This window comes from Pseudarthrobacter cremeus, assembly GCF_051857465.1.
Lineage (GTDB): Bacteria > Actinomycetota > Actinomycetes > Actinomycetales > Micrococcaceae > Arthrobacter.
This window is the reverse complement of record NZ_JBPZHC010000009.1, coordinates 193,445-215,689: the sequence shown is the minus strand read 5'-3', so window position 1 is coordinate 215,689 and position 22,245 is coordinate 193,445. Positions and strand designations below refer to the sequence as shown.

Sequence of the window (22,245 nt, the reverse complement as noted above, 5' to 3'; positions counted from 1 at the left end):
CGCCAACAAACTCAACAACCGGCCACGCCCCACACTGAACCTCGAGACCCCCAAACAACGTATGCGCCAACTCATCGCCGCCGCAGCCTAGCCCCAAAGTTGCAACGACCCATTGACTTTGAGGGACTCCGAAGTGCCGTAAGTGACCCCGCGTTGTTGGTGGTCAGGAATGGCGCGTACGCTCCCCGCCAGGCTTCTGCAGGATCCGGCCCCGGCAGGATCCTGCGGATCAAGAGCCCTCCCGCGCCAGCCTTTCCAGGGCCGCGAAAGCTGTTTTGCGGTCGGTCGTGGGCCAGAAAGGTGGAAGTGCGGCGCGAAGGAATCCGGCGTAGCGCTCCGTGGCAAGACGCGAATCCAGGACCGCCACCACACCCTTGTCGCCGGTTGAGCGGATCAGCCGGCCTGCCCCCTGCGCCAGACGGATCGCCGCATGCGTGGCCGACACCGCCATGAAGCCGTTTCCGCCGGCCTGCGCCACGGCGCGGGAGCGCGCCGTCATCAGGGGATCATCCGGCCGCGGGAACGGAATCCGGTCAATCACCACCAGGCGGCACGATCCGCCCGGAACGTCGACGCCCTGCCACAGGGACATGGTCCCGAACAGGCAGGTGTCGGGCTCGTCCGCGAATTGCTTGACCAGTGCCGTCATGGTGGAATCGCCCTGGCAGAGGATGCTGAGCCCCAGCCGCGGACGCATGGCCTCGGCCGCTTCCTCGGCGGCACGGCGGGACGAAAAGAGGCACAACGCTCCGCCCCCGGACGCCCGGATCAGCGCTTCAAGTTCGTCGAGGGCCTCCGGCGAGGCACCCCGGCCGGGTTTGGGCAGGTGCCCGGCCACATAGAGGATCCCCTGTTTGGGGTAATCAAAGGGCGAGCCGACATCGATTCCGGTCCAGCTCGGCGCCCCCTCCCCGACCAGCCCGAGCCCGCCGGCAGCCGGTTCGAAGGCTGACCCGATGGCCAGGGTGGCCGAGGTCAGCACCACGGTGTGGCCGGCGAAGAGCCCCTCGCGCAGCTTTCCGGCAACGCTGAGGGGTGCGATGTTGATCAGTACCGGCGCGGTGTCATCCGGCTGCCCGTAGCCCTGCTGCGGATCGAAAGTACTGGCGCGCGAGAACCAGACCACTTCGCGGTTTTCCTTGGCCACAATCAGCCGTTCACACAGTTCAAGGATGAGCATCAGCCGCGAACGGGCAAGCTGCCGCCCGCCGTCGGCCGTTTGGCCGCCCTCACCCTTGGAATCGGAAAGCGCGGCGCGGCACGCTTCGCGCAACTGGTCCACGCAGTCCAGCTGTTCGTCGTTGAGGCCGTTCGGGAGCAGCCCGTTGGGCACCCCGGCCAGGGCAAGTTCGAGGTTGGCGGCGGCCGCGTTGAGGGCGTCCACCGTGATGGCGGTGTGCTTCCGTGCCCCTGAAGCGGCAGCGTGGACCATCGCCACGGAAAGCTGCCCGGACACCGCGCCGGTGACCCGGTCCTGGAGTTCGTGGGCCTCGTCCACCACCACGACGTCGTATTCGGGGAGGACGGCGAGGCCTTCAAAGGCGCTGACGGCGAGCATTGCATGGTTGGTGACCACGACGTCGGCGTCGGCAGCGTCGTGGCGTGCCAGTTCGCTGAAGCACTCGTCCGCCATCGGGCACTTCTGCGCTCCCAGGCATTCCATCGAGGTCACGGAGACCTGCCGCCACGCCCGGTCCGTGACGCCCGGAAGCAGTTCGTCCCGGTCCCCTGAACCCGTTTTCGCAGCCCATTCGCGAAGCCGGACCACTTCCTTGCCCAGCTGGGACGACGGGCCGCCCAAGGCTGCGGCGAAATGCGGGACGCTGGTGTCCTCGCCCAGGGAGAAGAGCTGGCCCTCGGCGGGTTCCTCGGACGGGAACCCGCCGTCGAGCTTGTGCCTGCACACATAGTTCGAGCGGCCCTTGACCAGCGCGACCTTGACGGGCCGGTCAAGGGCAGGAGTGATGCTCTTGAGCAGCCGCGGAAGGTCGCGGCCCACAATCTGGGTCTGCAAGGCAAGCGTGGCGGTGGAAACCAGTGTGGGTTTGTCACTCACAAGCGAGTGCGCAATCAGCGGGATGAGATAGGCGAGCGATTTCCCCGTGCCTGTGCCTGCCTGGACGAGCAGGTGATCGCCGGTTTCAATTGCCTTGGCAACCTGCCTGGCCATCTCGTGCTGGCCGCTCCGGCTCTGACCGCCCATGCCGGCGACGGCGCGGTCGAGCAGTTCGATCACGAACTGCTCGGCCGCCGTACCCGCCATGTCCCCCGCGACAACCTCAGTCATGGTTGACGAATGATTCCAGTTCAGCAGCCAGGCCTTCGCGGACCATCACCACAGCGCGGGTGCCGTCCTCACCGTGATCCAGGCTCAGGATCTCCGCATCCGTCTCATGCAGCTTGCTGATCAGATCACCGCGGTCGTACGGGATCAGGAGCTCAAGCTTAACGCTGGGACGGGGAATCCCGTCGCTGATTGCGCGCAACAGCTCGGCGATGCCCTGACCGGTACGGGCGGATACCACCACGTGGCGCGGTTCCCGCTGTTTGAGGCGTTCCACCACGAAAGGATCTGCGGCGTCGGCCTTGTTGAGCACAATGATCTCGGGGATCTTGCGGGCGTCCACTTCGCTGAAGACTTTCCGGACGGCCGCAATCTGGCCTTCCGGGTCCGGGTGGGAAACGTCCACAACGTGCAGGATCAGGTCCGAGTCCGCCACTTCCTCCAGGGTTGACCGGAAGGCCTCCACCAGCTGGGTGGGCAGGGAACGGACAAAGCCCACGGTGTCAGCCAGGGTGTAGCCCAGACCGTCCGAGGTTTCGGCCTTGCGCACTGTGGGATCCAGCGTGGCGAAGAGTGCGTTCTCCACCAGCACACCCGCGTCGGTCAGCCTGTTCAGCAGCGATGATTTTCCGGCGTTGGTGTACCCGGCGATGGCGACGGACGGCACCGAATTACGACGGCGGTTGGCCCGCTTTGTTTCGCGTGCCGGCTTCATCGCGGCTATTTCACGCCGCAGCTTGGCCATACGCGTGCGGATCCGGCGGCGGTCGAGTTCGATCTTCGTCTCACCGGGTCCACGCGAACCCATGCCGGCGCCGGCGCCACCCACCTGGCCACCGGCCTGGCGGGACATCGATTCACCCCAGCCACGCAGGCGCGGCAGGAGGTATTCAAGCTGTGCCAGCTCCACCTGGGCCTTGCCCTCACGGCTCTTGGCGTGCTGGGCGAAGATATCCAGGATCAGGGCGGTGCGGTCGATGACCTTCACCTTGACAATGTCTTCCAGGCCACGGCGCTGTGAGGGTGCCAGCTCCGCATCCACCACAACGGTGTCGGCGCCGGTAGCCATCACGATCTCCTTGAGTTCAAGGGCCTTTCCGGAGCCCAGGAACGTGCCGGGGTCCGGTTTTGCCCGGCGCTGCACCAGGCCGTCCAGGACCTCCGAGCCTGCCGTCTCAGCCAGGGCGGCGAGTTCGCGCAGCGAGTTTTCCGCGTCCGCCAGGGTGCCCTCGGACCAGAGCCCGGCCAGAACCACCCGCTCCAGCCGGAGTTGCCGGTACTCGACTTCGGTGACATCTTCCAGTTCGGTGGAGAGGCCGGCCACGCGCCGCAGCGCCCGCCGTTCCTCAAGGTCTTGCTGGTCGCCGTCGTAGGTTGTGTGCTCGTCATCCCGGCGGGAGATCGCCTGCGCCCTGCCGAACACGGCCTTGTCGGTGTCTGTTGCGGTGACATTCCTGGCCGGTACATCCTTGGCAAGAATACGGTCGATGACAGCTTGGATTTCCTCGGGACTCATGTCCTGGGCTGCTGGATCGGAACCGGTATTGGGCTGGCTGGTCATGGTCTCCTTTGAAGATTCGGCATTTTCAGAATAGTGCCGATTGTTGTTCAGTGGTGAAGTATTCGCGCTGGGCTGACGGCTTGCGGTCATCCGGGCCTCCTGGGCTGCTGCGCGGGCCCGCTAATCTGCTGGCACGCACACATGAAATTCGCATCGTGGGGATACTTGAGGTGAGGAAAGGCACAGGCAGGTTAGCGAAGCGAAAAGCGGGGAGGCTGATCATTCGGGTGCTGCCCGGCGGCAGGACAGAAGAAAGGGAATCTGCCTTGCGCGCATGCGGAAGGTTGAAAACCTGCATCGCTGCGGGGCGCATCTGGCCGACGGGGCTATGCCCGTGCCGGCTACTCGAAGATCAAGAACATGGGTTCAAGATTAGCAGAGCGGGGCCCTGCAGTTTCGCATTGTCCACTGCTGCCAACTAATCTGGCCAGTTATGGAGTCCGCACATTATTTCAGCGCTACACCCGCCGGGCCGTTCACCCGCAAGCCGCTCACCGTTGAGCTGGCCGGCGAACCGCGCACGCTGCAGACATCCGCAGGGATCTTCAGCCCAGACGGGATCGACAAGGGCACGGCTGTGCTTCTGGCGGAGGCCCCCTCCCCGTCCCCTACCGGCAACCTGCTGGACATCGGCTGCGGCTGGGGGCCCATCGCGCTCACGCTGGCCTTGCGGGCGCCGCACGCCAGGGTCTACGCCGTGGACGTGAACGAACGCTGCATCACACTGACCAACGAGAACGCCGCCCTGCTGGGCTTGGGCAATGTGGTGGCCAGCACGCCCGGGCAGGTGGACCCGGAACTGCGCTTCGATACGATCTGGTCCAATCCGCCCATCCGGATCGGCAAGGACGAACTCCACGGCCTGCTGAAGCTGTGGCTGCCGCGGCTCGCGCCGGGCGGCTCGGCCTGGCTGGTGGTCCAGAAAAATTTGGGGTCCGACTCACTTCAGCGGTGGCTCGCAGCCGAACTGGATGAATCCTTTACCGTGACCCGGGAGTCCACGTCAAAGTCGTTCCGGATCCTCCGGGTCAGGAAAGCGTCCCGCTAGCCACAATCACTGCCGGGCCGCTGAGCTCGACGTGCTCGTGGCCGGCCGCCCCGGCAAAGAACTTAACACCGACGACGCCGCCGGGAACCCTCACCTGCCAGGTATCGGGTGCTTCCGCCCCTGCCCAGTGCCGGATGGCCGCCGCCGCGGCGCAGGCACCTGTTCCGCATGACTGTGTTTCGCCCACCCCGCGTTCGTGGACCCGCATGGTCACGGTGCCGATCCCGTCGTGCACCAGGGGATCAGAGGGCACGACGAATTCAACGTTGGTGCCTTTCGGCGGCACCGGATCAACGCGGGGGGCATCGAAGAGCCTGGTGGATTCGAGTTCGGAAAGTTCAGCAAGGGCCACCACGGTGTGCGGATTGCCCATGCTCACCGACAGTGCAGGACGTGGCACCTCGAGGCCTTCCGCGGAGACCAGGGAATCCATGGCTTTCGCGCTGGCTTCCCCGGGGAAGATGAACTCCCACGGTCCCATATCCACCGCGTAGTTGTCCCCCGTCCGGACCACGGTCTTGACTCCGCCACGGGTTCCGATGGTGAGAGCTCCGCCGTCGGGCAGGTCAACGAGCCCTTCGGCGCGAAGGAAATGCACAAAGACGCGGACTCCGTTGCCGCACATTTCGGAGAGCGACCCATCGCCGTTGCGGTAATCCATGAACCACTCCGCCTCGGGGCTGGTCCCGAGGAGCTCCCGGCCTTCTGACAGGTACCGGGAAGGTACGGCGCGTATCAGGCCGTCGCCGCCGATGCCGCGGTGGCGGTCGCACAGGGCGGCAACCTGTTCAGCATCGATGGTGTGGACGCCCTCCGGATCGGCAATCAGCACAAAATCGTTGCCCGTGCCATGGCCCTTGGAGAAGCGGAGTCCGCCCAGCGTGGTGAAGGCGGGCTCTGTGGTCTCTGCGGGAGTTACGTGCATGCTCCTAGGTTACCGGCCAGCCGGAGATCAGTTGAAACGGCCGACGGCGGCGCTCACCTGCAGAGCCGGGCCGCCTGGGCGGCAAGGTCCGGAGCGTCCCAGTCGAGCCAGGTGATCCGAGGGTCGGCGCGGAACCATGTCAGCTGTCGACGTGCGAACTGGCGCGTGGCCACAACGGTGTCCTCTACAGCCTCCTCAACCGTGGACTCGCCGTCGAGCACTTTGAGGAACTGCGCATAGCCCAGCGCGCGCGGGGCGGTCTTGCCGCGGCGGAGTCCTGCCGCGTCCAGGCCGCGTACCTCCTCGAGGAGTCCGCGCTGCACCATTGCCTCCACCCGAAGGGCCAGCCGCTCCCGGAGTACGGCCCGGTCCACGGCCAGGCCGATCTGGACAGCGGGCTGGACATACTCGCGGCGGGGCATGAATGAGCTGAAGGGGCGTCCGGTGAGCTGGTGCACTTCGAGCGCCCGGATGATCCGGCGCGCATCGGCCACACGGCCTGCGGACACCGGGTCCACGTTATGGAGCCGGGCAAGGAGGGCCTCCTGGCCGGTTTCCTCGAGCTCGGCCTCCAGCTGCCGGCGCAGTTCCGGGTCCGTTCCGGGGAATTCCAGGACGTCCAGGGCCGCCCTCACATACAAACCTGAACCGCCTGCAAGGATGGCCCGCTTACCGCGGGCATGGATGTCGCTGATAATGTCGCGGGCCTGCTGCTGGAAGTCGGAAACACTGGCCTCCTGGGTAACGTCCAGGGTATCCAGCAGATGGTGCGGCACGCCCCTTCGTTCAGGCACGGTAATTTTGGCGGTGCCGATGTCCATGCCCCGGTAGAACTGCATGGCATCGGCGTTGATGACCTCACCGTCCAGTTTGAGTGCCAGGCTGACGGCGAGGTCCGACTTGCCTGACCCGGTGGGACCGACGACGGCGATGACCGGGGGCTGCTCCAACGGGTCAGCGGCTCCGGACGGGCAGCGAGGGCATGCCCAGCGAGATACCGGTACGGGGGGCACCGGCGCCAGCTGCGCCGGCGCCTGCTGCACTGGGGGCGGGCGCACCGCATGAATCGGCCTGCGACCTGTCCCAGGCGTCGCCGGCGCGGGAGCGTCGGAGGCTGTAGTCGTCCAGTGCAGGGTCTGCGACGAGGTGGAAGGCTGCGGCCTCGGTAATGGTCACCGTGACAAGGTCACCGGGTCTGGGTGTTTCGGCACCTTCGGGTACGGAGAAATGCACCAGCCGCTGGTCCTGGGTACGGCCGGACAACCGGTGGGTTTCCTCGGACTTGCGTCCGGAATGGGCTGTCACCATGACCTCCACGCGGCGGCCGAGCTGTTTCGCGTTTTCCTCCGCTGCGATCCTGTCCTGCAGTGCGGTCAGCCGTTCGAAGCGCTCCTGGACAACAGCCTTGGGCAGCTGGTCGGGCAGGTCGGCAGCGGGGGTGCCCGGCCGCTTTGAATACTGGAACGTGAAGGCGGTGGCAAAGCGGGATTTCTCCACCACATCCAGGGTCGCCTGGAAGTCTTCCTCGGTTTCGCCCGGGAACCCCACGATGATGTCGGTGGAGATGGCTGCGTGCGGGATCTTCTCCCGGACCTTGTCCAGGATGCCCAGGAACCGGGTGGACCGGTAGGAGCGTTTCATGTCCCGGAGGACTTTGTCGGAACCGGACTGCAAGGGCATGTGGAGTTGCGGCATCACGTTGGGTGTCTCGGCCATGGCGTCGATGACGTCGTCCGTGAAGGCGGCCGGGTGGGGGCTGGTGAAACGCACGCGTTCCAGTCCCTCGATGTCCCCGCACGCCCGCAGTAGTTTGGAGAAGGCCTGCCGGTCACCGAACTCCACGCCGTAGGAGTTGACGTTCTGCCCCAGGAGCGTGACTTCGATGGCACCGTCATCCACCAGAGCCTGGATCTCCGCCAGGATGTCTCCGGGCCGGCGGTCCTTTTCCTTGCCGCGAAGGGCCGGGACGATGCAGAAGGTGCAGGTGTTGTTGCAGCCCACCGAGATGGATACCCAGCCTGAATAGACGGAGTCACGTTTGGTGGGCAGCGTGGACGGAAAGACGTCGAGGGACTCGAGGATTTCGAGCTGGGCCTCGTTGTTGTGCCGGGCCCGGTCCAGCAGGGCGGGCAGCGCGCCCACGTTGTGTGTGCCGAAGACCGCATCCACCCAAGGGGCCTTCTTGAGGATGGTCTCACGGTCCTTCTGCGCCAGGCAGCCGCCCACGGCGATCTGCATCCCGGGGTTGGCGGCCTTGACCGGAGCCAGCATGCCCAGATTTCCGTAGAGCTTGTTATCCGCATTTTCGCGGACAGCGCAGGTGTTGAACACCACGACGTCGGCCTGCTCACCATCCGCGGGAATGTAGCCCGCGGCTTCCAGCATGCCGGCCATGCGCTCCGAGTCATGCACGTTCATCTGGCAGCCGAAGGTACGCACCTGGTAGGTGCGCGGCTGCGGCGCAGCAGCGCCGGAAGAAGAAGCAGTTGCAGAAGCAGCAGAGGCTGAAGAAGGGACGGTACCGGATGCGGGGGCAGGAATGGTCAAACTCACCTGTTAAGGGTACCGGGTTGGCGGCGGCGCCGCCGATCTGCCCCAGGACAGCGATGACCGTCCGCTTAGCTGTCCGCGCTCTGGTCCGATTCCTGCGCCACCTGCGCGTCGATGACCTCGCCTACGACCCGAAATGCCTGCGACGGCTGGTAACCCTTCCGCGCGAGCATGGAGGCCAGGCGCCGGGTGATTTTGTCCCGCTTTGCCCGGTCCGACAGGTCAGTTCCGGCCCGGAGTTTCCTCTCCACGAGGCGGCGCGCAGCTTCTTCCTCGTCCGCGTCGGAGAGCTGTTCCAGTGCACCCGCGGCTGTCTCCGGATCGATGCCCTTCTCCGACAGTTCGCGGCGCAGTGCTCCCTTCGCCAGCTTCCGTGACTGGGAGCGGCTGCGCACCCACATGTCAGCAAATTCGGGGTCGTCGATGAGGCGGACCTCCTGGAACCGGTCCAGGACGGCTTCAGCCACATCCTCAGGTATGTTCCGCTCCGCCAGCTTCCGGGACAGCTGCAGCCGGCTTTTGGCCGAGCTGGTCAGCTGCCGCAGGACGATGGCGCGGGCAAGGGCGGCGGGGTCCGGCTCCGGGTCCATGGCGACGGACGAGTCAGGACTGGGGCCGTCCAGCCCCGGATCCCCGTGCCCGTCCTGCCCGAAACGCTTGCGCCCGCCGGTCCTGCGGTTTCTGCGTGCCGGCCCCGGCTCCCGCTCCTCCACTGGATCCACAGTCCTCTTAGAAGCCGTCAACGGCCTTCAGCTTGGGTGTGTCCTTGGACTCGTCTGCTGCCGGCTTGACCCCGACTCCGAGCTTCTCCTTGATCAGACGCTCAAGTTCCGTTGCGAGCTCGGGGTTGTCGCGCAGGAACCTGCGGGAGTTTTCCATGCCCTGGCCCAGCTGGTCGCCGTCGTAGGTGAACCATGAACCGGACTTTTTGATGATGCCGTGCTCAACGCCCATGTCGATGATGCCGCCCTCACGGGAGATGCCCAGGCCGTAGATGATGTCGAATTCGGCAATCTTGAAGGGCGGGGCCATCTTGTTCTTGACGATCTTGGCCTTGGTGCGGTTACCGACGGAGTCGGCACCTTCCTTAAGGGTCTGGATCCGGCGGACGTCGATGCGGATGGAGGCGTAGAACTTCAGTGCCTTACCACCGGTGGTGGTCTCCGGGGAGCCGAAGAACACGCCGATCTTTTCGCGAAGCTGGTTGATGAAGATGGCGGTGGTTTTGGTCTGGCTCAGGCGGCCGGTGATCTTACGCAGCGCCTGGCTCATCAGGCGGGCCTGCAGACCCACGTGGCTGTCACCCATGTCGCCCTCGATTTCGGCGCGCGGAACGAGGGCGGCGACGGAGTCGATAACGATCACGTCAAGCGAGCCGGAGCCGATCAGCATGTCCATGATTTCCAGGGCCTGCTCGCCGGTATCCGGCTGCGAGACCAGGAGGGCGTCGGTGTCCACGCCAAGCTTGGCAGCGTATTCCGGGTCCAGGGCGTGTTCGGCGTCAATGAAGGCAGCGATACCGCCGAGGCGCTGGGCGTTGGCCACAGCGTGCAGGGCAACGGTGGTTTTACCGGAGGATTCCGGGCCATAGATCTCCACGACGCGGCCGCGCGGCAGGCCCCCAATTCCCAGCGCGACGTCCAAGGCGATGGATCCGGTGGGGATGACCTCGATGGGAGCGCGCACCTCGTCACCCAGCCGCATGACCGAGCCCTTGCCGAACTGCTTGTCAATCTGGGCCAGCGCTGCTTCCAACGCTTTTTCACGATCCGGGGCTGCCGCCATGGTTCACACCTCTAATGCTTTCTCGCTTTGGAGTGGCCTCAGCGGCCGTTTATTGGTCATCTCTGACGCTAATGGCACCCACTGACATTCAAGCCGGATGACATCGCCTATGTGGATAACCCACTACGAAAAGCATAGCTATACCCGAACAGATATTCGAACAGGACGAACGGCGTGTCAGTGGAAAGACCGGGCGCGCGCCTGCCCGGAACGTTCAGTGGGTGGTAGTTCAGTGGTTGGTAGTTAAGTGGTGGGTATCAGTCGCGGAGGGGCTTGACGTCACGGCCAAGCCGGCGCTCGGGTGGCACATCCTGGACATCGCAGACTGCCAGCCATACCTGCCGGGGGCTTACACCGGCCGCGAGGGCCTGGTCAGCTGTGCGTCCGCCCACTCCGGCCAGGACCAGGGTACTGCTCAGGACGCGGGAGTACCCGGCTCCGAATTCGTCGTCCATAAGCCGCCAATAGTCACTGATCCGCACCAATAGAGTCTCTCATGACCGGGGACCCTAGAATTGTTGCCATGAGCAACGTGCCTGATACGCCTCCCTCGACTGGTCCTGCGGAGGCGCGTCCTGCCCGGTCTGGTCTTGCGGAGGCCGGTGCTGCCGGAATGGGCCGTGCACAGACGGGTGCTGCGGAGACTGGTTCGGGCGAGGACACCCTGGATGCGGCCCTGAATAATGTGGAGCACCAGATCAGCCTCTTCTGGCGCCGTGCCCGTTCCGTGTCCCAACAACTCTCCCGCCAGGTCCATCCGGATATGGAGCCGGCGGCGTATGGCCTGTTGGCGGTCATCCGGCGGGAGGGCCCCATCCGGCTCACGGACCTCGCGCTGAACATCGGGGTGGGAAAGCCCTCGGTCAGCCGCCAGATCGCCTTCCTGGAAAGCCTGGGCCTGGTTTCCAAGGAGGCCGATCCCCTGGATGGCAGGGCGCAGGCGATCCGCCTGACGGAGAAGGGTGAGGAAAGAATGCACCAGGTCCAGGATGCGCGCCGGCAGGTCTTCCGGGAGCGGCTGGGCGAATGGCCGGTCGGGGAACTGCAGACGCTCGCCGAGTACATGGCCAAGCTCAACACCATCTATGAACACGACGGCTTCGCCAAGGACACGTCCGCTTAGGCCGGCGACGGAACGTACGGAAGACGACGACAGTAGAAGACGACACCAGGACTCAACGACAAAGCCTCCGGCCTTGGGCCGGAGGCTTTGTCGTGTAACTGCCTTTGGATGCTGCGGGCGTTTTAGCGTGCGCCGGAGAGCAAACCGGTGGAGAGTTCGTTGTTGAGCTCAGCGCTCAGGTCGCGCTCAAGATCGCGTCCATAACGCTGTGAGAATTCCTGGGGAACGGTGTCCGGAACGGCTACTCCCTCGGCGACAGCAACGCGGTCGCTGACTTCGCGGAGCATGCTGGACAACGGAACGTCCAGGGCAGAGCAGATTGATGAAAGGAGCTCTGACGATGCTTCTTTTTGGCCACGCTCCACTTCGCTGAGGTAACCCAGGGAAACCCGGGCACTGTGCGAAACTTCGCGGAGCGTACGTCCCTGGCGCTGGCGGACATCGCGCAGGACATCACCGATTTCGTGACGAAGTACAACCATCTTGCGCTCCTTCTGTTCGCTCTTAGCCTGATCGGCGAGGCCCACATCCTTCCAGCGGACAACGCCGTTTACGGATACGGGCTGCTTTACCATCTGTATCGCCTTGCTCCCTCATAAGTGCGGTCCGCCGTGGAGCGAACCGTGGTGGTTTAATCATCCTAGGCGCCTCCATAGTCCGGAAGCGACACAATGTAATAACTAATGGATACCGGGATTTGTTCCCGGCAACTTTACGCCCGGTAACTTCAGGACGATAGGGCTGTGAGCAGACTTTCCAATGCTGCCCCGCACGCCTGTCCGCGGATCTCGGCCCGGTTTCCCGTGAAGACGTATTCGGCAAAGGTGACACCGCCCGCGGTGGCAACGCCGATGAACACGGTTCCGACCGGCTTGCCGTCATGTTCTTCGGGGCCGGCTACTCCTGTTGTGGCGATGCCGATGTCGGCACCCAACACGGTTCGGGCGCCTTCCGCCATCGCCGCGGCGACGTCCCCGTCAACGGATCCGACGGCGTCGAGAAGTTCAGGTGAGACCTTCAGGACCCCTGACTTGACCGTGTTCTGGTATGCCACCACGCCGCCCTGCAGCATGCCGGAGGCACCGGGTGTGTCTGCCAAAACGGCTGCGACCATGCCTGCCGTGAGTGATTCCGCGGTGGCAACCGTCCGGCCGGCGGCCAAGGCCTGCCTGACTGCCTGTTCCGCGAGATGGTGAAGATTAGTCACGTCAGCTCCCTAATTGGATGCTCTTGTTTCCCGGGCCTTCTTGCCCTGCGAGCGGAGCTTCAGGGCTTCAATGACATATTCGACGCCGGTCCACACCGTGATCAGGACCGCTGCCATCATGACGGCAAAGGCCACCCACACCAGCCAGGGAGCAATCGCGCCCAATGGCACGAGGTACAGGAAGATCGCTGCCGTCTGGACCACGGTTTTGAGCTTGCCGCCCCGCGACGCAGGGATGACCCCGTAACGGATGACAAAGAAACGAAGGGCCGTGATGCCCCACTCCCTGACGAGGATGACAATGGTGATCCACCACGGCAGTTCGTTGAGGATGGAGAGCATCACCAGCGCCGAGCCGATCAGGAGCTTGTCCGCAATGGGGTCCGCGATTTTGCCGAAATTGGTGATAAGCCCGCGGCTCCTGGCGATGTCGCCGTCGAGCTTGTCCGTGTAGATCGCGACGGCGAACGCCGCTACGGCGGCCCAGCGCCACGGCCCCAACTCACTCTGTAGTCCGGGAGCGTCCGCCACAAGGAACCAGACGAAGAACGGCACCAGGGCGATGCGCAGCATGGTCAGGATGTTGGGAAGATTCCAGATTCCTGCGCTGCTGGAGCCGGCGGCGGTTGCTTCGGTGCTAGTCACCTTCCTAGGCTACCGTCCGGTGAGGGACCAGGCGTCCTCTGATCCATCTTCGTCGTCCCCCCGGGAGCCCGGAGGCGAGTCGGCGCCGTCGTAGTATTCAACGTTCTGGCTGCGCTGGTCCAGGTCAGCCTGCACCAGGTCTTCGGCGTAGCCGCCCTGGGCGATGTTGGCGTTGGCGTTGTCGCTGAGCGCCGCAGTCTGCGAGTCGGCAACAGCCGGAGCCTCCTGTCCCTTCATGGCAGCAAGGACCGCCGCGAGGTCGTCCGGCTTGACCAGCACGTCGCGGGCCTTGGATCCCTCCGAAGGACCAACCACTCCCCTGGATTCGAGCAGGTCCATGAGCCGGCCGGCCTTGGCAAACCCGACCCGCAGTTTGCGCTGAAGCATGGAGGTCGACCCGAACTGGGTGGTGACCACAAGTTCAGTGGCCTGCAACAGCACTTCGAGGTCATCCCCGATGTCGTCGTCGATCTGCTTCTTCTGCGCCTCGGGCGCAACGTCGTCGCGGTAGACGGCCTTGAGCTGGCCCTTGACGTGTTCGACCACCTTGTGGATCTCGGACTCCGTGACCCACGCGCCCTGCACACGCATGGCCTTGGAAGCGCCCATGGGCAGGAACAGCGCGTCACCCTGGCCGATCAGCTTCTCCGCTCCCGGCTGGTCCAGGACCACGCGGGAGTCCGTGACGGAGGACGTGGCGAACGCCATCCGCGAGGGGACGTTGGCCTTGATCAGGCCGGTGACCACATCGACTGACGGACGCTGGGTGGCCAGGACCAGGTGGATGCCTGCGGCACGTGCCAGCTGGGTGATGCGGACGATCGAGTCCTCGACGTCGCGCGGCGCCACCATCATGAGGTCGGCGAGCTCGTCAACGATGACCAGCAGGTAGGGATAGGGCCGGATGACTCGCTTGGAGTCATCCGGCGGATGTACTTTTCCGGCACGGACGGCCTTGTTGAAGTCGTCAATGTGCTTGAAGCCGTAGTTGGCGAGGTCGTCGTAGCGGGCGTCCATCTCCCGGACCACCCATTGCAGTGCCTCGGCGGCCTTCTTGGGATTGGTGATGATGGGGGTGATGAGGTGCGGGACGCCCTCGTAGGCGGTCAGTTCCACGCGCTTGGGGTCCACCATGACCATGCGGACCTCATCCGGGGTGGCCCGCATGAGGATCGAAGTAATCATGGAGTTCACGAATGAGGACTTGCCTGCACCCGTGGCACCGGCGACGAGCAGGTGGGGCATCTTGGCGAGGTTGGCCACAACATAGCCGCCCTCGACGTCCTTGCCCACGCCCATGACCATCGGGTGTTCCGTGCGGCGGGCGTTCTGGCTGCGGAGGACGTCGCCCAGGGACACCGTTTCACGGTCCGTGTTGGGAATCTCGATGCCGATGGCCGACTTGCCCGGGATGGGGCTGAGGATCCGCACGTCGGAGGAAGCGACGGCGTAGGAGATGTTCTTGGACAGGGCCGTGACGCGCTCCACCTTGGTACCCGGGGAGAGCTCGATCTCGTAGCGGGTCACCGTTGGTCCGCGGCTGAAGCCGGTGACCTGGGCCTCCACGTTGAATTGGTTGAGGGTCTCGGTCAGGGAAGCGACGATGGCGTCGTTCGCTTCCGTGCGTTCCTTGGGGATGGACCCCGGGGTCAGAACGTCCGACGGCGGGAGGGTGTAGGTGACGTCGCCCGCCAGGGAGAGTTGCTCGGTCCGCTGCGGGATGGGAGTGGGCAGCGGGATCGGAGTGACGGGCTTGGCCGGTACCTGCGGAACAGCCACCGCTGCGGAATTCAGCGAACCCGCGGCCACCATGCCCGGTGTCACCAGCGGAATGGCCTCTGTGGCGTTCTCCCCAGCCGCCGGCGCGGCAGAACCCAGGCCCTGCGCGGCTTTGATCTTTTCGACGGCGATCTCCGCCTGCGTGGGGCGGCGGACTCCGGGCGCGGGCCTGGGCCCCGGGGCCGATGCTCCGGCGTCCGTCTCGTCGTCGTCAATGACAGCGTGCTCAAAGGCTTCGTCCCCCACGTAGCCTTCAAGTTTGGGATCGGCCTCATCGTCCTTCCCGAAGAAGCGCCGCTTCTTCTTCTTCGGCAGCGCCGCTGGCCGCGTTTCCTCGAGGTAGCTGCGGTCGTGGTTGTCGGCTGCCTCGCCGGGATCCTGGAGATCGATGCCCATCAGGTGTTCGTAGGCCGAGCGCAGGCGGCGGGGAATGGCCCCGAAGGGTGTCGCAGTGATGATCAGCAGGGAGGCGAAGGCCAACAGGCCATAAAGCACCAGGGGTACCGCCGCATGGATGGCCGCGAGGGGCGAGGCTGCCAGGAAGCCAAGCATGCCGCCGGCGCGCCTCAGACCGTCAAACCCCTGGGCGACGGTGGGCTGGCCGGCGAGGACGTGGGCCAGTCCGCATCCCGCGAAGGTCATGATGAGGAAACCGATGCCCACCCTGTTGTTTCCGCGCCCGTCGTCGGGCTGCCGGAAGAGCCGGAAGGCGCAGACAAAGAGCATGAGCGGCAGCAGCAGGGACATCCAGCCGAAGGTGCCGTTAACGACGTTGTAGACGGCGTCCGGGAACCAGCCAGTCATTCCCCACCAGGCAAACGTGGCGATGAAGACGCCGAGGGCCAGGTTGAAGAGGGCAGCACCGTCGCGGCGTTCCTCCGCCGGGAGGTCGCTGACGTCGGAGCCGATCCGGCGGACTCCCCCGCCCACCAGGTGGCCTACGCCGAGCCACGCGCCGGCCACAACACGCAGGAGCCAGGGCTGGCGCTGTTCGACGGCGGGCAGCCGGCGCGTGGCTGAGGCACCGGAGGATGATCCGCCGCGGCCGCTGGCGGTGCCCGTTTTGGGCCCTGTGGCGCCCGCGCCGCGGCCCGCCGCACCGCCCGTCTTGGTTCCGGAACTGCGGCCCGTGGTGCCGCCGGAATTGCCTCGGGGCGCGGGAGTAGTACGTGTGGCCATACGTGCCACGGTACCCGAACTGATGCGGTTTTCCGCGGATTTACGGCCGAAAACGGACCCCATGTTGCCCACAGGAAAGGCCCGGTTCCGAGGAACCGGGCCTTTGAAATCCGCTGGGCTTCGGCGCTGTTAAGCCTCGAGGACCACCGGGATGATCATGGGCTTGCGGCGGAGCTTGCGGTTGACCCAGGTACCGACAACGCGGCGCACAACCTGCTGGAGCTGGTGCGTGGTGTGGTCGGTCCGGTTCAGCACGGCTTCTTCCAGCGCGGCGTTGATCTTGGGGATGATTTCGTCGAAAACGGAATCGTCCTCGGCCACACCGCGGGCGTGGATCTCCGGCCCGGAAACCACCTTGCCGGTGGCGCGGTGGATGACCGTGATGATGGAGATGAACCCTTCGTCACCCAGGGTCTGGCGGTCCTTCAGATCGGCCTCGGTGACCTCACCGACGCTGGAGCCGTCGACGTAGACAAAGCCGACCTCGATCTGGCCCACGACATCGGCGCGGTGGTCCTTGAGGTCGATGACGGTGCCGTTGTCGGAGAGGATGACGCTGGCTTCCGGCACACCTGATTCGATGGCGATCTTGCCGTTGGCAATCAGGTGGCGGGTCTCGCCGTGCACTGGCATGGCGTTGAGCGGCTCAAGGATGTTGTAGCAGTAGAGCAGTTCGCCGGCAGCGGCGTGGCCCGAGACGTGGACCTTGGCGTTGCCCTTGTGGATGACGTCGGCACCGAGCTTCAGCAGGCCGTTGATGATGCGGAAAACAGCATTTTCGTTGCCAGGGATGAGGCTGGAGGCCAGGATCACGGTGTCGCCTTGGCCCACCACTACGCGGTGGTCTCCGTTGGCCATGCGGGACAGCGCTGCCATCGGCTCTCCCTGGGAACCGGTGGACATCAGGACCACGCGGTTGTCCGGCATGTTGTCGATGTTTTTGATGTCCACCACGAGGCCGGGGGGTACGTCAAGGTAGCCGAGCTTCTCCGCGATGGCCATGTTGCGAACCATCGAGCGGCCAACGAAGGCCACTTTCCGGTTGTGCTTGGCCGCGGCGTCGAGCACCTGCTGTACACGGTGGACGTGCGAGGAGAAGGACGCGACAATGATCCGCTTGGTGGCCTGGCCGAAAAGCCGTTCCAGGGTCGGACCGATCTCCTTCTCGGCGGTGGTGAAGCCCGGCACGTCCGCGTTGGTCGAGTCGGACATAAAGAGGTCCACTCCTTCTTCGCCGAGCTTGGCGAAGTGGCGGAGGTCGGTGATCCGGCCGTCCAGGGGCAGTTGGTCCATCTTGAAGTCGCCCGTGTGCAGCACGGTACCGGCGGCCGTGCGGATGAAGACCGCCAGGGCGTCGGGGATGGAGTGGTTGACCGCGACGAATTCGCATTCGAAGGGGCCGAACTTTTCGACCTGCCCCTCTTCAACGGTCAAAGTGTAGGGACGGATCCGGTGTTCCTGCAGCTTGGCCTCGATGAGGGCAAGGGTCAGCTGGGACCCGACCAGCGGAATGTCCGCACGGAGCCGCAGGAGGTACGGGACGGCACCGATGTGGTCCTCATGGCCGTGGGTCAGGACGACGGCGACAATGTCGTCCACGCGGTCCGCGATGTAGGAGAAGTCCGGCAGGATCAGGTCAACGCCGGGCTGGGTCTCCTCCGGGAAGAGGACGCCGCAGTCCACGACGAGCAGCTTGCCGTCGATTTCGAAAACGGCCATGTTCCGGCCGATCTCCCCCAGGCCACCGAGCGGAACAATCCGCAGGGTGCCTTGCGGCAGGCGTGGGGGCGTGACAAGGCCGGGAAGGGCGGTTTGGGTCATAGTGCACTACTTTCCAGGCGGAAGGGTGCCGGTCTTAGCCCTTAGGAAAAGACCAGCCCCGCTTCCGCCAAGTCCTCGCGGATGGATTCGATCTCGGCTTCGTCCGGCTCCACGAGGGGCAAACGGACAATCGAGTTGGGCAGGACTCCCTGCCATTTAAGAATTTGCTTGGCTGCGACGGCCCCTTGGACGCGGGTCATCGTTGCACGAACCACCGGGAGCAGCTCGAAGTTGATCTTTCGGGCGGTGCTGAGGTCGTTCGCGTTGACGGCGTCGATCAGCTCGCGGAAGCGGCGGGTGGCAACGTGGGTTGTGACGCCGACCAGTCCGACGGCGCCCAGGGCCATCCACGGGAGGGTCAGGCCGTCGTCGCCGGAGTAGAACAGCAGGTCAGTTTCCGCCATCACCTGACTGGCCGCGGCGAAGTCTGCTTTGGCGTCCTTGACGGCGACGATGTTCGGGTGCTGCGCCAGGCGGATCATGGTTTCGGGTTCGATGGCGATCGACGAGCGGCCCGGGATGTCATAGAGCATGACGGGAACATCGGTTGCTGACGCGACGGCCTCAAAGTGTGCGCGGACCCCGGCCTGGCTGGGCTTGTTGTAGTACGGCGTGACGAGCAGAAGGCCGTCGACGCCGAGCGCGGCCGCCTGCTGCGAAAGGCGGATGGAGTGCGCGGTGTCGTTGGTCCCGGTGCCGGCGACGATGGCGGCGCGGTTTCCCACGGCCTCCTTGACGGCACGGAACATGCCGAGGTTTTCCTCGTCTGTGAGGGTGGAGGTCTCACCGGTGGTTCCGGTGACAACCAGTCCGTCGCAGCCATCGTCCACGAGCCTGGTGGCCAGCTCCGCCGCCTGCGCGTAGTCCACTTTGCCATCCTTGGTGAAGGGCGTGACCATGGCGGTCAGGAGCGTACCAAGGGCAGGAATGTTCGCGGATGTGTGAGGCATGGAAAAAACGTTACCCTGTCCCCCTCCGGTTAGGACAATGGCAGAGGCGTGATCCACGTCAAACAGGGGACTTCGAAGGACTGCGCCGGGGACACGGCTTGCCCGTCAGCGGAATTTCCGCAAGGCACCGCGCTGCAGTATGGCAGTGACCACTTCCGTGCCGGTCCCGGCAGCCTTTCTGAGCTGGAGGCCATCGGGGCCCCAGAATCCGGTCAGACGATCGGACTGTCCCGAAGGTGTGGGCCCGGCAAGATTTGCCAGGATGCCGAACACGCCGTTGTCAGAGGCGAGGGCTTCAAGATGCAGTGCCAGCCGCCGCTCCTGATCCTGCGCATAGACAGCGGATACAGCGCAGGCATCCACTCCGGCAAACTCGTCCGCCGTGCAGTGGACAGGATCTTCGGCGTCGGAGCAGATGACCACGGTGATTTTCCAGCCGTCCAGTTCAAGCAGGATGCCACCGGCACCGGCCGTGAAATGTTGCTCTTCGACGCGGCCGAGCCGGGCCTTGAAGCCGGACTGCGTGGAGCCGTCAGGATGGATGACAAGGCAGGCCATCCGTGGCGTGCCGTCAGGTTCCTTGTAAGCGGCCCTGCTACGGCAGTTATCCCGGTGCGCCGGCAGATTTCATGGAGATCATCCAGCCGTGCGTCGACCGGCCGGAGCCAGGACTCTTCCGTCATTAGCTGTTCAAGGTTGCGGCCGGTCAAAGACAGCCCCGGAAAAACCACCAGCCGGGCGCCATGGGATTCGGCATCCTCGATGAGGCGCACGTGTTCCTGGACGTTCGGGATGATGCCGCCCTCCAGCGACCGGTACTGGACGGCGGAGACGGTCAGGGCTTCAGTCACCCTGTCATCCTAGGGACGATGCTGCAGATTCACAGGGTACTGGGTACCGTCGGGATGCCGGCCAGGTGCCGCCGCCTGACGCAGGCCCTGGCGCGGTCCCTGTACCGGGCCCTTGAGCGGGGCCTTAGCCGGGGCCTGAGGCGAGTCCGAAAGCGGGCCCTTGCCATGGCTATCCGGCTGGCAGTACCGTTCCACCGCCGCCTGACGCAGACCCTCAGCCCAGGCTGCCATTTTCTGGGCGGCCCGGACGTAATGGAACAGTTCCGTGGGCGTCAGCGCTTCCAGATCGACATCTGCCAGCCTGCGCGCCAACTCCGCTCCCGCCGGCTGGGCGCTGAGGCTGATGCCCTCTTCCTGCCACTGGACGTCCACTGCGGACCGTCCGGCCACGAGCTGACGGAACAGGAAATCCACCACTCCCGGACTCATGGCCTTCATCAGGCCCGCCGGCTGTGCCGGATAGCCGGCATCAATGGCCGGCCGAAGGGCGCTCTGGCCGGCCGGAGAATCCGGAAACTGTGGGGGCTGGGAAGGAGTCTGCATGCCGCCCATGTTATTCGAACATATATTCGAACACAAGGCCCCCGGAGCTCCGGCAGCGTCCACGGCATTCCCTGCGGCATCCCTGCCCGGCGAACCCGGTACGGATTCCAGCATGGATTCCATGCATAAACTCCGGCCTGGACTCCGGCCGCTACCTGCCTGGCTTCGCCCCGCGCACGGTGGCGTCACGTGACTGCCGCCCCCAAGGCAGGTGTGAGACCATCGCCTCATGACCTCCCGTGCCACCGCAAGGACCTCCAGGGTCCCCCGGCCCTCGCGGCCCGCGGGCCGCCTCCGTGGCATAGACGCGGCCCGGGGGCTTGCGCTCCTGGGCATGATGGCCACACATTTGCTCCCCACGTTCGAGGCCAACGCGGACCTGACTCCCACGTGGATCGGGCTGACCTTCTCCGGCCGGGCGGCTGCCTTGTTCGCTGTGTTGGCGGGAGTCGGCCTCGCGCTGTCCACCGGCAAGCAGGTGCCTCCCGAAGGGGCGGCCCTGAATGCAGCGCGCCGTGGAATCGCGCTGCGCGCACTGGTGATCGCCGCCGTCGGGCTCTCACTGGGCGGACTGGAGGTCAACCTTGCCATCATCCTGGTCCACTACGCCGCCCTGTTCCTCTGCGTCCTGCCGTTTTTGGGGCTGAAACTGAAGGCGCTGTGCGCCTGGGCCGCTGGCTGGATCCTGGTTTCACCGGTCCTCGCCTACCTGCTGAGGCCGTGGCTGATGGCGTCCGATCCGCCCCTGAACCTGGGGCACAACCCGTCGTGGGAGGACCTGGCGACGCCTTTTCCCCTGCTCGGCGACCTCTTCCTCACCGGCTACTACCCGGTTTTCCAGTGGCTGGCCTATCTGCTGGTGGGCCTGGCCATCGGCCGGCTCGCCCTCACCAAGGCGATGATTCCGGTGGTACTGCTGACAGGTGGCATCGCAGTGGCCGCCCTCGCCAAGGCCCTGGGCACGGCCGCGATGGAGAACTGGGGCGGCCGGGCGGCGCTCGAGGACGTCCTGAATGCACCCGGCTATCCGCTCGACAGCGTCCTGCAAGTCAACCTCACCGGAATCCGGCAGGAAGGATCCTGGTGGTGGCTCGCAGCCGCTGCGCCGCACTCCGCCACCACCTTGGACCTGGCCCACACCTCCGGTGTGGCTGCCGCGGTCGTGGGCGCGTGCCTGCTGCTCGGGAGGCTCGCTGAGTGGCTGGACCTCGACCTGTTGTTGCCGCTGCGGGGCGCCGGAGCCATGACGCTGACGCTCTACACCGTCCATGTCTGGGTGGTTTCGGGGTTCTACCTCAAGCCGCTGCCTGCCGGCTGGACGGAAGACGGCATGTACTTCGCCCATGCCGCTACAGCCATCATCGTGGGCACGGCGTTTGTCCTGCTGAAGTGGCGGGGGCCATTGGAATGGGCCGGCCACGCCGCCAACAGGATCGGGCGCGGCGAACGGATCGGCCAGCCATAGCCGGCCACACCCACGTGGTTCCGGGCCGGCTGGCCTGGAACCCCGGCAGCTAGGCCGGGACGTTGCCGCGGAACAGCCGGACGGCGTCCCGCATGGAGGAGCGGGCGCGCTTGCGGTCCCCTGCGGCATCGTAGGCACAGCTGAGCCGGAACCAGGAGCGCCAGTCTCCGGGAGCCGCCTCGGCTTCTGCCTTGTATTTTTCGAACTCCAGGTCCGCCGCGGAACGGACGATGCGGCCCGCCGGTGTGCGCGGGAGCTCATCCACGGGAAGCCCGCCCTCGGCTTCGAGGACCTTCGCCATCTGTTCCGTGCGCGCTCCGAACATCAGTTCACGGATCAACGCCCAGGCCCCAATGACTGGCAGCACAAGGTAGGCGGCGCCGATGGCCTTGGCGGCAGGGTTGCTGTCCGTCAGCAGCAGGACGGACCGCTGGAAGGAGACCACCAGGTAGAAGACGAGGAGGAGCGTCACGGCCCCCACCCAGACCTTGGTGCGGTTTTTGCGGAACGCCGCCAGGAAATCGCCCAC

Annotated in this window: 20 protein-coding genes and 1 pseudogene; 3 read left to right on the top strand and 18 right to left on the bottom strand. The window is 65.3% G+C overall.

What is annotated here, in order from left to right; all coding sequences use genetic code 11:
• Positions 1 to 229: 229 nt before the first annotated feature.
• Entirely contained in the window at positions 230 to 2,287 is a 2,058-nt protein-coding gene (locus ACS5PJ_RS17100) for an ATP-dependent DNA helicase (RefSeq protein ID WP_439436054.1), read from the bottom strand.
• On the bottom strand, positions 2,280 to 3,845 hold the full coding sequence (gene hflX / locus ACS5PJ_RS17095) for a GTPase HflX (RefSeq protein ID WP_439436053.1): 1,566 nt from the start codon (positions 3,843 to 3,845) through the stop codon (positions 2,280 to 2,282). Before hflX ends, ACS5PJ_RS17100 begins: the two co-directional genes overlap by 8 nt.
• A gap of 433 nt (positions 3,846 to 4,278) precedes the next feature.
• Here hflX and ACS5PJ_RS17090 point away from each other — a divergent pair, with 433 nt between their 5' ends.
• Positions 4,279 to 4,893, top strand: coding sequence for a class I SAM-dependent methyltransferase (locus ACS5PJ_RS17090; protein WP_439436052.1), 615 nt, complete (start codon positions 4,279 to 4,281; stop codon positions 4,891 to 4,893).
• Here ACS5PJ_RS17090 and dapF read toward each other — a convergent pair.
• The 6 genes from dapF to ACS5PJ_RS17060 form a co-directional block, all read right to left on the bottom strand.
• Positions 4,874 to 5,818 carry a diaminopimelate epimerase gene (gene dapF / locus ACS5PJ_RS17085; RefSeq protein ID WP_439436051.1) on the bottom strand — a complete coding sequence of 315 codons (945 nt, stop codon included), beginning with the start codon at positions 5,816 to 5,818 and terminating at the stop codon, positions 4,874 to 4,876. The genes ACS5PJ_RS17090 and dapF overlap by 20 nt on opposite strands.
• Before the next feature lie 53 nt (positions 5,819 to 5,871).
• Positions 5,872 to 6,768, bottom strand: coding sequence for a tRNA (adenosine(37)-N6)-dimethylallyltransferase MiaA (gene miaA, locus ACS5PJ_RS17080; RefSeq protein WP_439436050.1), 897 nt, complete (start codon positions 6,766 to 6,768; stop codon positions 5,872 to 5,874).
• Between the two features lie 4 nt (positions 6,769 to 6,772).
• Entirely contained in the window at positions 6,773 to 8,371 is a 1,599-nt protein-coding gene (miaB, locus tag ACS5PJ_RS17075) for a tRNA (N6-isopentenyl adenosine(37)-C2)-methylthiotransferase MiaB (protein WP_439436049.1), read from the bottom strand.
• Between the two features lie 65 nt (positions 8,372 to 8,436).
• Positions 8,437 to 8,958 (bottom strand): regulatory protein RecX, encoded by a 522-nt coding sequence (locus tag ACS5PJ_RS17070; RefSeq protein ID WP_439436061.1) that lies wholly within the window; start codon positions 8,956 to 8,958, stop codon positions 8,437 to 8,439.
• Between the two features lie 139 nt (positions 8,959 to 9,097).
• Positions 9,098 to 10,153 (bottom strand): recombinase RecA, encoded by a 1,056-nt coding sequence (gene recA, locus ACS5PJ_RS17065; protein ID WP_108598485.1) that lies wholly within the window; start codon positions 10,151 to 10,153, stop codon positions 9,098 to 9,100.
• 257 nt (positions 10,154 to 10,410) lie between these two features.
• The gene (locus ACS5PJ_RS17060; RefSeq protein ID WP_439436048.1) at positions 10,411 to 10,635 is read right to left on the bottom strand and encodes a DUF3046 domain-containing protein; all 225 of its coding nucleotides are present in this window, start codon (positions 10,633 to 10,635) and stop codon (positions 10,411 to 10,413) included.
• 131 nt (positions 10,636 to 10,766) lie between these two features.
• Here ACS5PJ_RS17060 and ACS5PJ_RS17055 point away from each other — a divergent pair, with 131 nt between their 5' ends.
• Positions 10,767 to 11,276 (top strand): MarR family winged helix-turn-helix transcriptional regulator, encoded by a 510-nt coding sequence (locus ACS5PJ_RS17055; RefSeq protein ID WP_439436060.1) that lies wholly within the window; start codon positions 10,767 to 10,769, stop codon positions 11,274 to 11,276.
• A gap of 122 nt (positions 11,277 to 11,398) precedes the next feature.
• Here the strand turns inward: ACS5PJ_RS17055 and ACS5PJ_RS17050 are convergent, their stop codons facing one another.
• The 9 genes and pseudogenes from ACS5PJ_RS17050 to ACS5PJ_RS17010 form a co-directional block, all read right to left on the bottom strand.
• Complete coding sequence (locus ACS5PJ_RS17050) at positions 11,399 to 11,851, bottom strand: helix-turn-helix domain-containing protein (protein WP_439436047.1); 453 nt, start codon at positions 11,849 to 11,851, stop codon at positions 11,399 to 11,401.
• A gap of 152 nt (positions 11,852 to 12,003) precedes the next feature.
• On the bottom strand, positions 12,004 to 12,483 hold the full coding sequence (locus ACS5PJ_RS17045) for a CinA family protein (protein ID WP_439436046.1): 480 nt from the start codon (positions 12,481 to 12,483) through the stop codon (positions 12,004 to 12,006).
• Positions 12,484 to 12,492: 9 nt separating this feature from the next.
• Complete coding sequence (gene pgsA, locus ACS5PJ_RS17040) at positions 12,493 to 13,128, bottom strand: CDP-diacylglycerol--glycerol-3-phosphate 3-phosphatidyltransferase (protein WP_439436045.1); 636 nt, start codon at positions 13,126 to 13,128, stop codon at positions 12,493 to 12,495.
• Positions 13,129 to 13,137: 9 nt separating this feature from the next.
• Positions 13,138 to 16,086: an FtsK/SpoIIIE family DNA translocase gene (locus ACS5PJ_RS17035; protein WP_439436044.1), complete on the bottom strand. Its 2,949-nt coding sequence runs from the start codon at positions 16,084 to 16,086 to the stop codon at positions 13,138 to 13,140.
• A gap of 129 nt (positions 16,087 to 16,215) precedes the next feature.
• Positions 16,216 to 17,907 carry a ribonuclease J gene (locus ACS5PJ_RS17030; RefSeq protein ID WP_354147266.1) on the bottom strand — a complete coding sequence of 564 codons (1,692 nt, stop codon included), beginning with the start codon at positions 17,905 to 17,907 and terminating at the stop codon, positions 16,216 to 16,218.
• A 41-nt stretch (positions 17,908 to 17,948) separates the two neighbouring features.
• Positions 17,949 to 18,857: a 4-hydroxy-tetrahydrodipicolinate synthase gene (dapA, locus tag ACS5PJ_RS17025; protein WP_439436043.1), complete on the bottom strand. Its 909-nt coding sequence runs from the start codon at positions 18,855 to 18,857 to the stop codon at positions 17,949 to 17,951.
• 105 nt (positions 18,858 to 18,962) lie between these two features.
• A complete protein-coding gene (locus ACS5PJ_RS17020) occupies positions 18,963 to 19,415 on the bottom strand; it encodes a carbon-nitrogen hydrolase family protein (RefSeq protein ID WP_439436062.1) in 453 nt (150 codons plus the stop codon).
• Between the two features lie 80 nt (positions 19,416 to 19,495).
• A pseudogene (locus tag ACS5PJ_RS17015) lies at positions 19,496 to 19,708 on the bottom strand (carbon-nitrogen hydrolase family protein); the annotation flags it as partial.
• 9 nt (positions 19,709 to 19,717) lie between these two features.
• Entirely contained in the window at positions 19,718 to 20,251 is a 534-nt protein-coding gene (locus ACS5PJ_RS17010; protein WP_439436042.1) for a hypothetical protein, read from the bottom strand.
• 229 nt (positions 20,252 to 20,480) lie between these two features.
• Here ACS5PJ_RS17010 and ACS5PJ_RS17005 point away from each other — a divergent pair, with 229 nt between their 5' ends.
• Positions 20,481 to 21,716 (top strand): heparan-alpha-glucosaminide N-acetyltransferase domain-containing protein, encoded by a 1,236-nt coding sequence (locus ACS5PJ_RS17005; RefSeq protein ID WP_439436041.1) that lies wholly within the window; start codon positions 20,481 to 20,483, stop codon positions 21,714 to 21,716.
• Positions 21,717 to 21,765: 49 nt separating this feature from the next.
• On the opposite strand, the gene ACS5PJ_RS17000 is transcribed toward ACS5PJ_RS17005, so the two are convergent.
• Positions 21,766 to 22,245 (bottom strand): hypothetical protein, encoded by a 480-nt coding sequence (locus ACS5PJ_RS17000; protein WP_439436040.1) that lies wholly within the window; start codon positions 22,243 to 22,245, stop codon positions 21,766 to 21,768.

Bases quoted from the DNA above. Each gene is read 5' to 3' on its own strand.
- ACS5PJ_RS17100 (WP_439436054.1), bottom strand. From the start codon at position 2,287: ATGACTGAGGTTGTCGCGGGGGACATGGCGGGTACGGCGGCCGAGCAG.
- hflX (WP_439436053.1), bottom strand. From the start codon at position 3,845: ATGACCAGCCAGCCCAATACCGGTTCCGATCCAGCAGCCCAGGACATG.
- ACS5PJ_RS17090 (WP_439436052.1), top strand. From the start codon at position 4,279: ATGGAGTCCGCACATTATTTCAGCGCTACACCCGCCGGGCCGTTCACC.
- dapF (WP_439436051.1), bottom strand. From the start codon at position 5,818: ATGCACGTAACTCCCGCAGAGACCACAGAGCCCGCCTTCACCACGCTG.
- ACS5PJ_RS17070 (WP_439436061.1), bottom strand. From the start codon at position 8,958: ATGGACCCGGAGCCGGACCCCGCCGCCCTTGCCCGCGCCATCGTCCTG.
- recA (WP_108598485.1), bottom strand. From the start codon at position 10,153: ATGGCGGCAGCCCCGGATCGTGAAAAAGCGTTGGAAGCAGCGCTGGCC.
- ACS5PJ_RS17055 (WP_439436060.1), top strand. From the start codon at position 10,767: ATGGGCCGTGCACAGACGGGTGCTGCGGAGACTGGTTCGGGCGAGGAC.
- ACS5PJ_RS17050 (WP_439436047.1), bottom strand. From the start codon at position 11,851: ATGGTAAAGCAGCCCGTATCCGTAAACGGCGTTGTCCGCTGGAAGGAT.
- ACS5PJ_RS17035 (WP_439436044.1), bottom strand. From the start codon at position 16,086: ATGGCCACACGTACTACTCCCGCGCCCCGAGGCAATTCCGGCGGCACC.
- ACS5PJ_RS17030 (WP_354147266.1), bottom strand. From the start codon at position 17,907: ATGACCCAAACCGCCCTTCCCGGCCTTGTCACGCCCCCACGCCTGCCG.
- dapA (WP_439436043.1), bottom strand. From the start codon at position 18,857: ATGCCTCACACATCCGCGAACATTCCTGCCCTTGGTACGCTCCTGACC.
- ACS5PJ_RS17020 (WP_439436062.1), bottom strand. From the start codon at position 19,415: ATGGCCTGCCTTGTCATCCATCCTGACGGCTCCACGCAGTCCGGCTTC.
- ACS5PJ_RS17010 (WP_439436042.1), bottom strand. From the start codon at position 20,251: ATGCAGACTCCTTCCCAGCCCCCACAGTTTCCGGATTCTCCGGCCGGC.
- ACS5PJ_RS17005 (WP_439436041.1), top strand. From the start codon at position 20,481: ATGACCTCCCGTGCCACCGCAAGGACCTCCAGGGTCCCCCGGCCCTCG.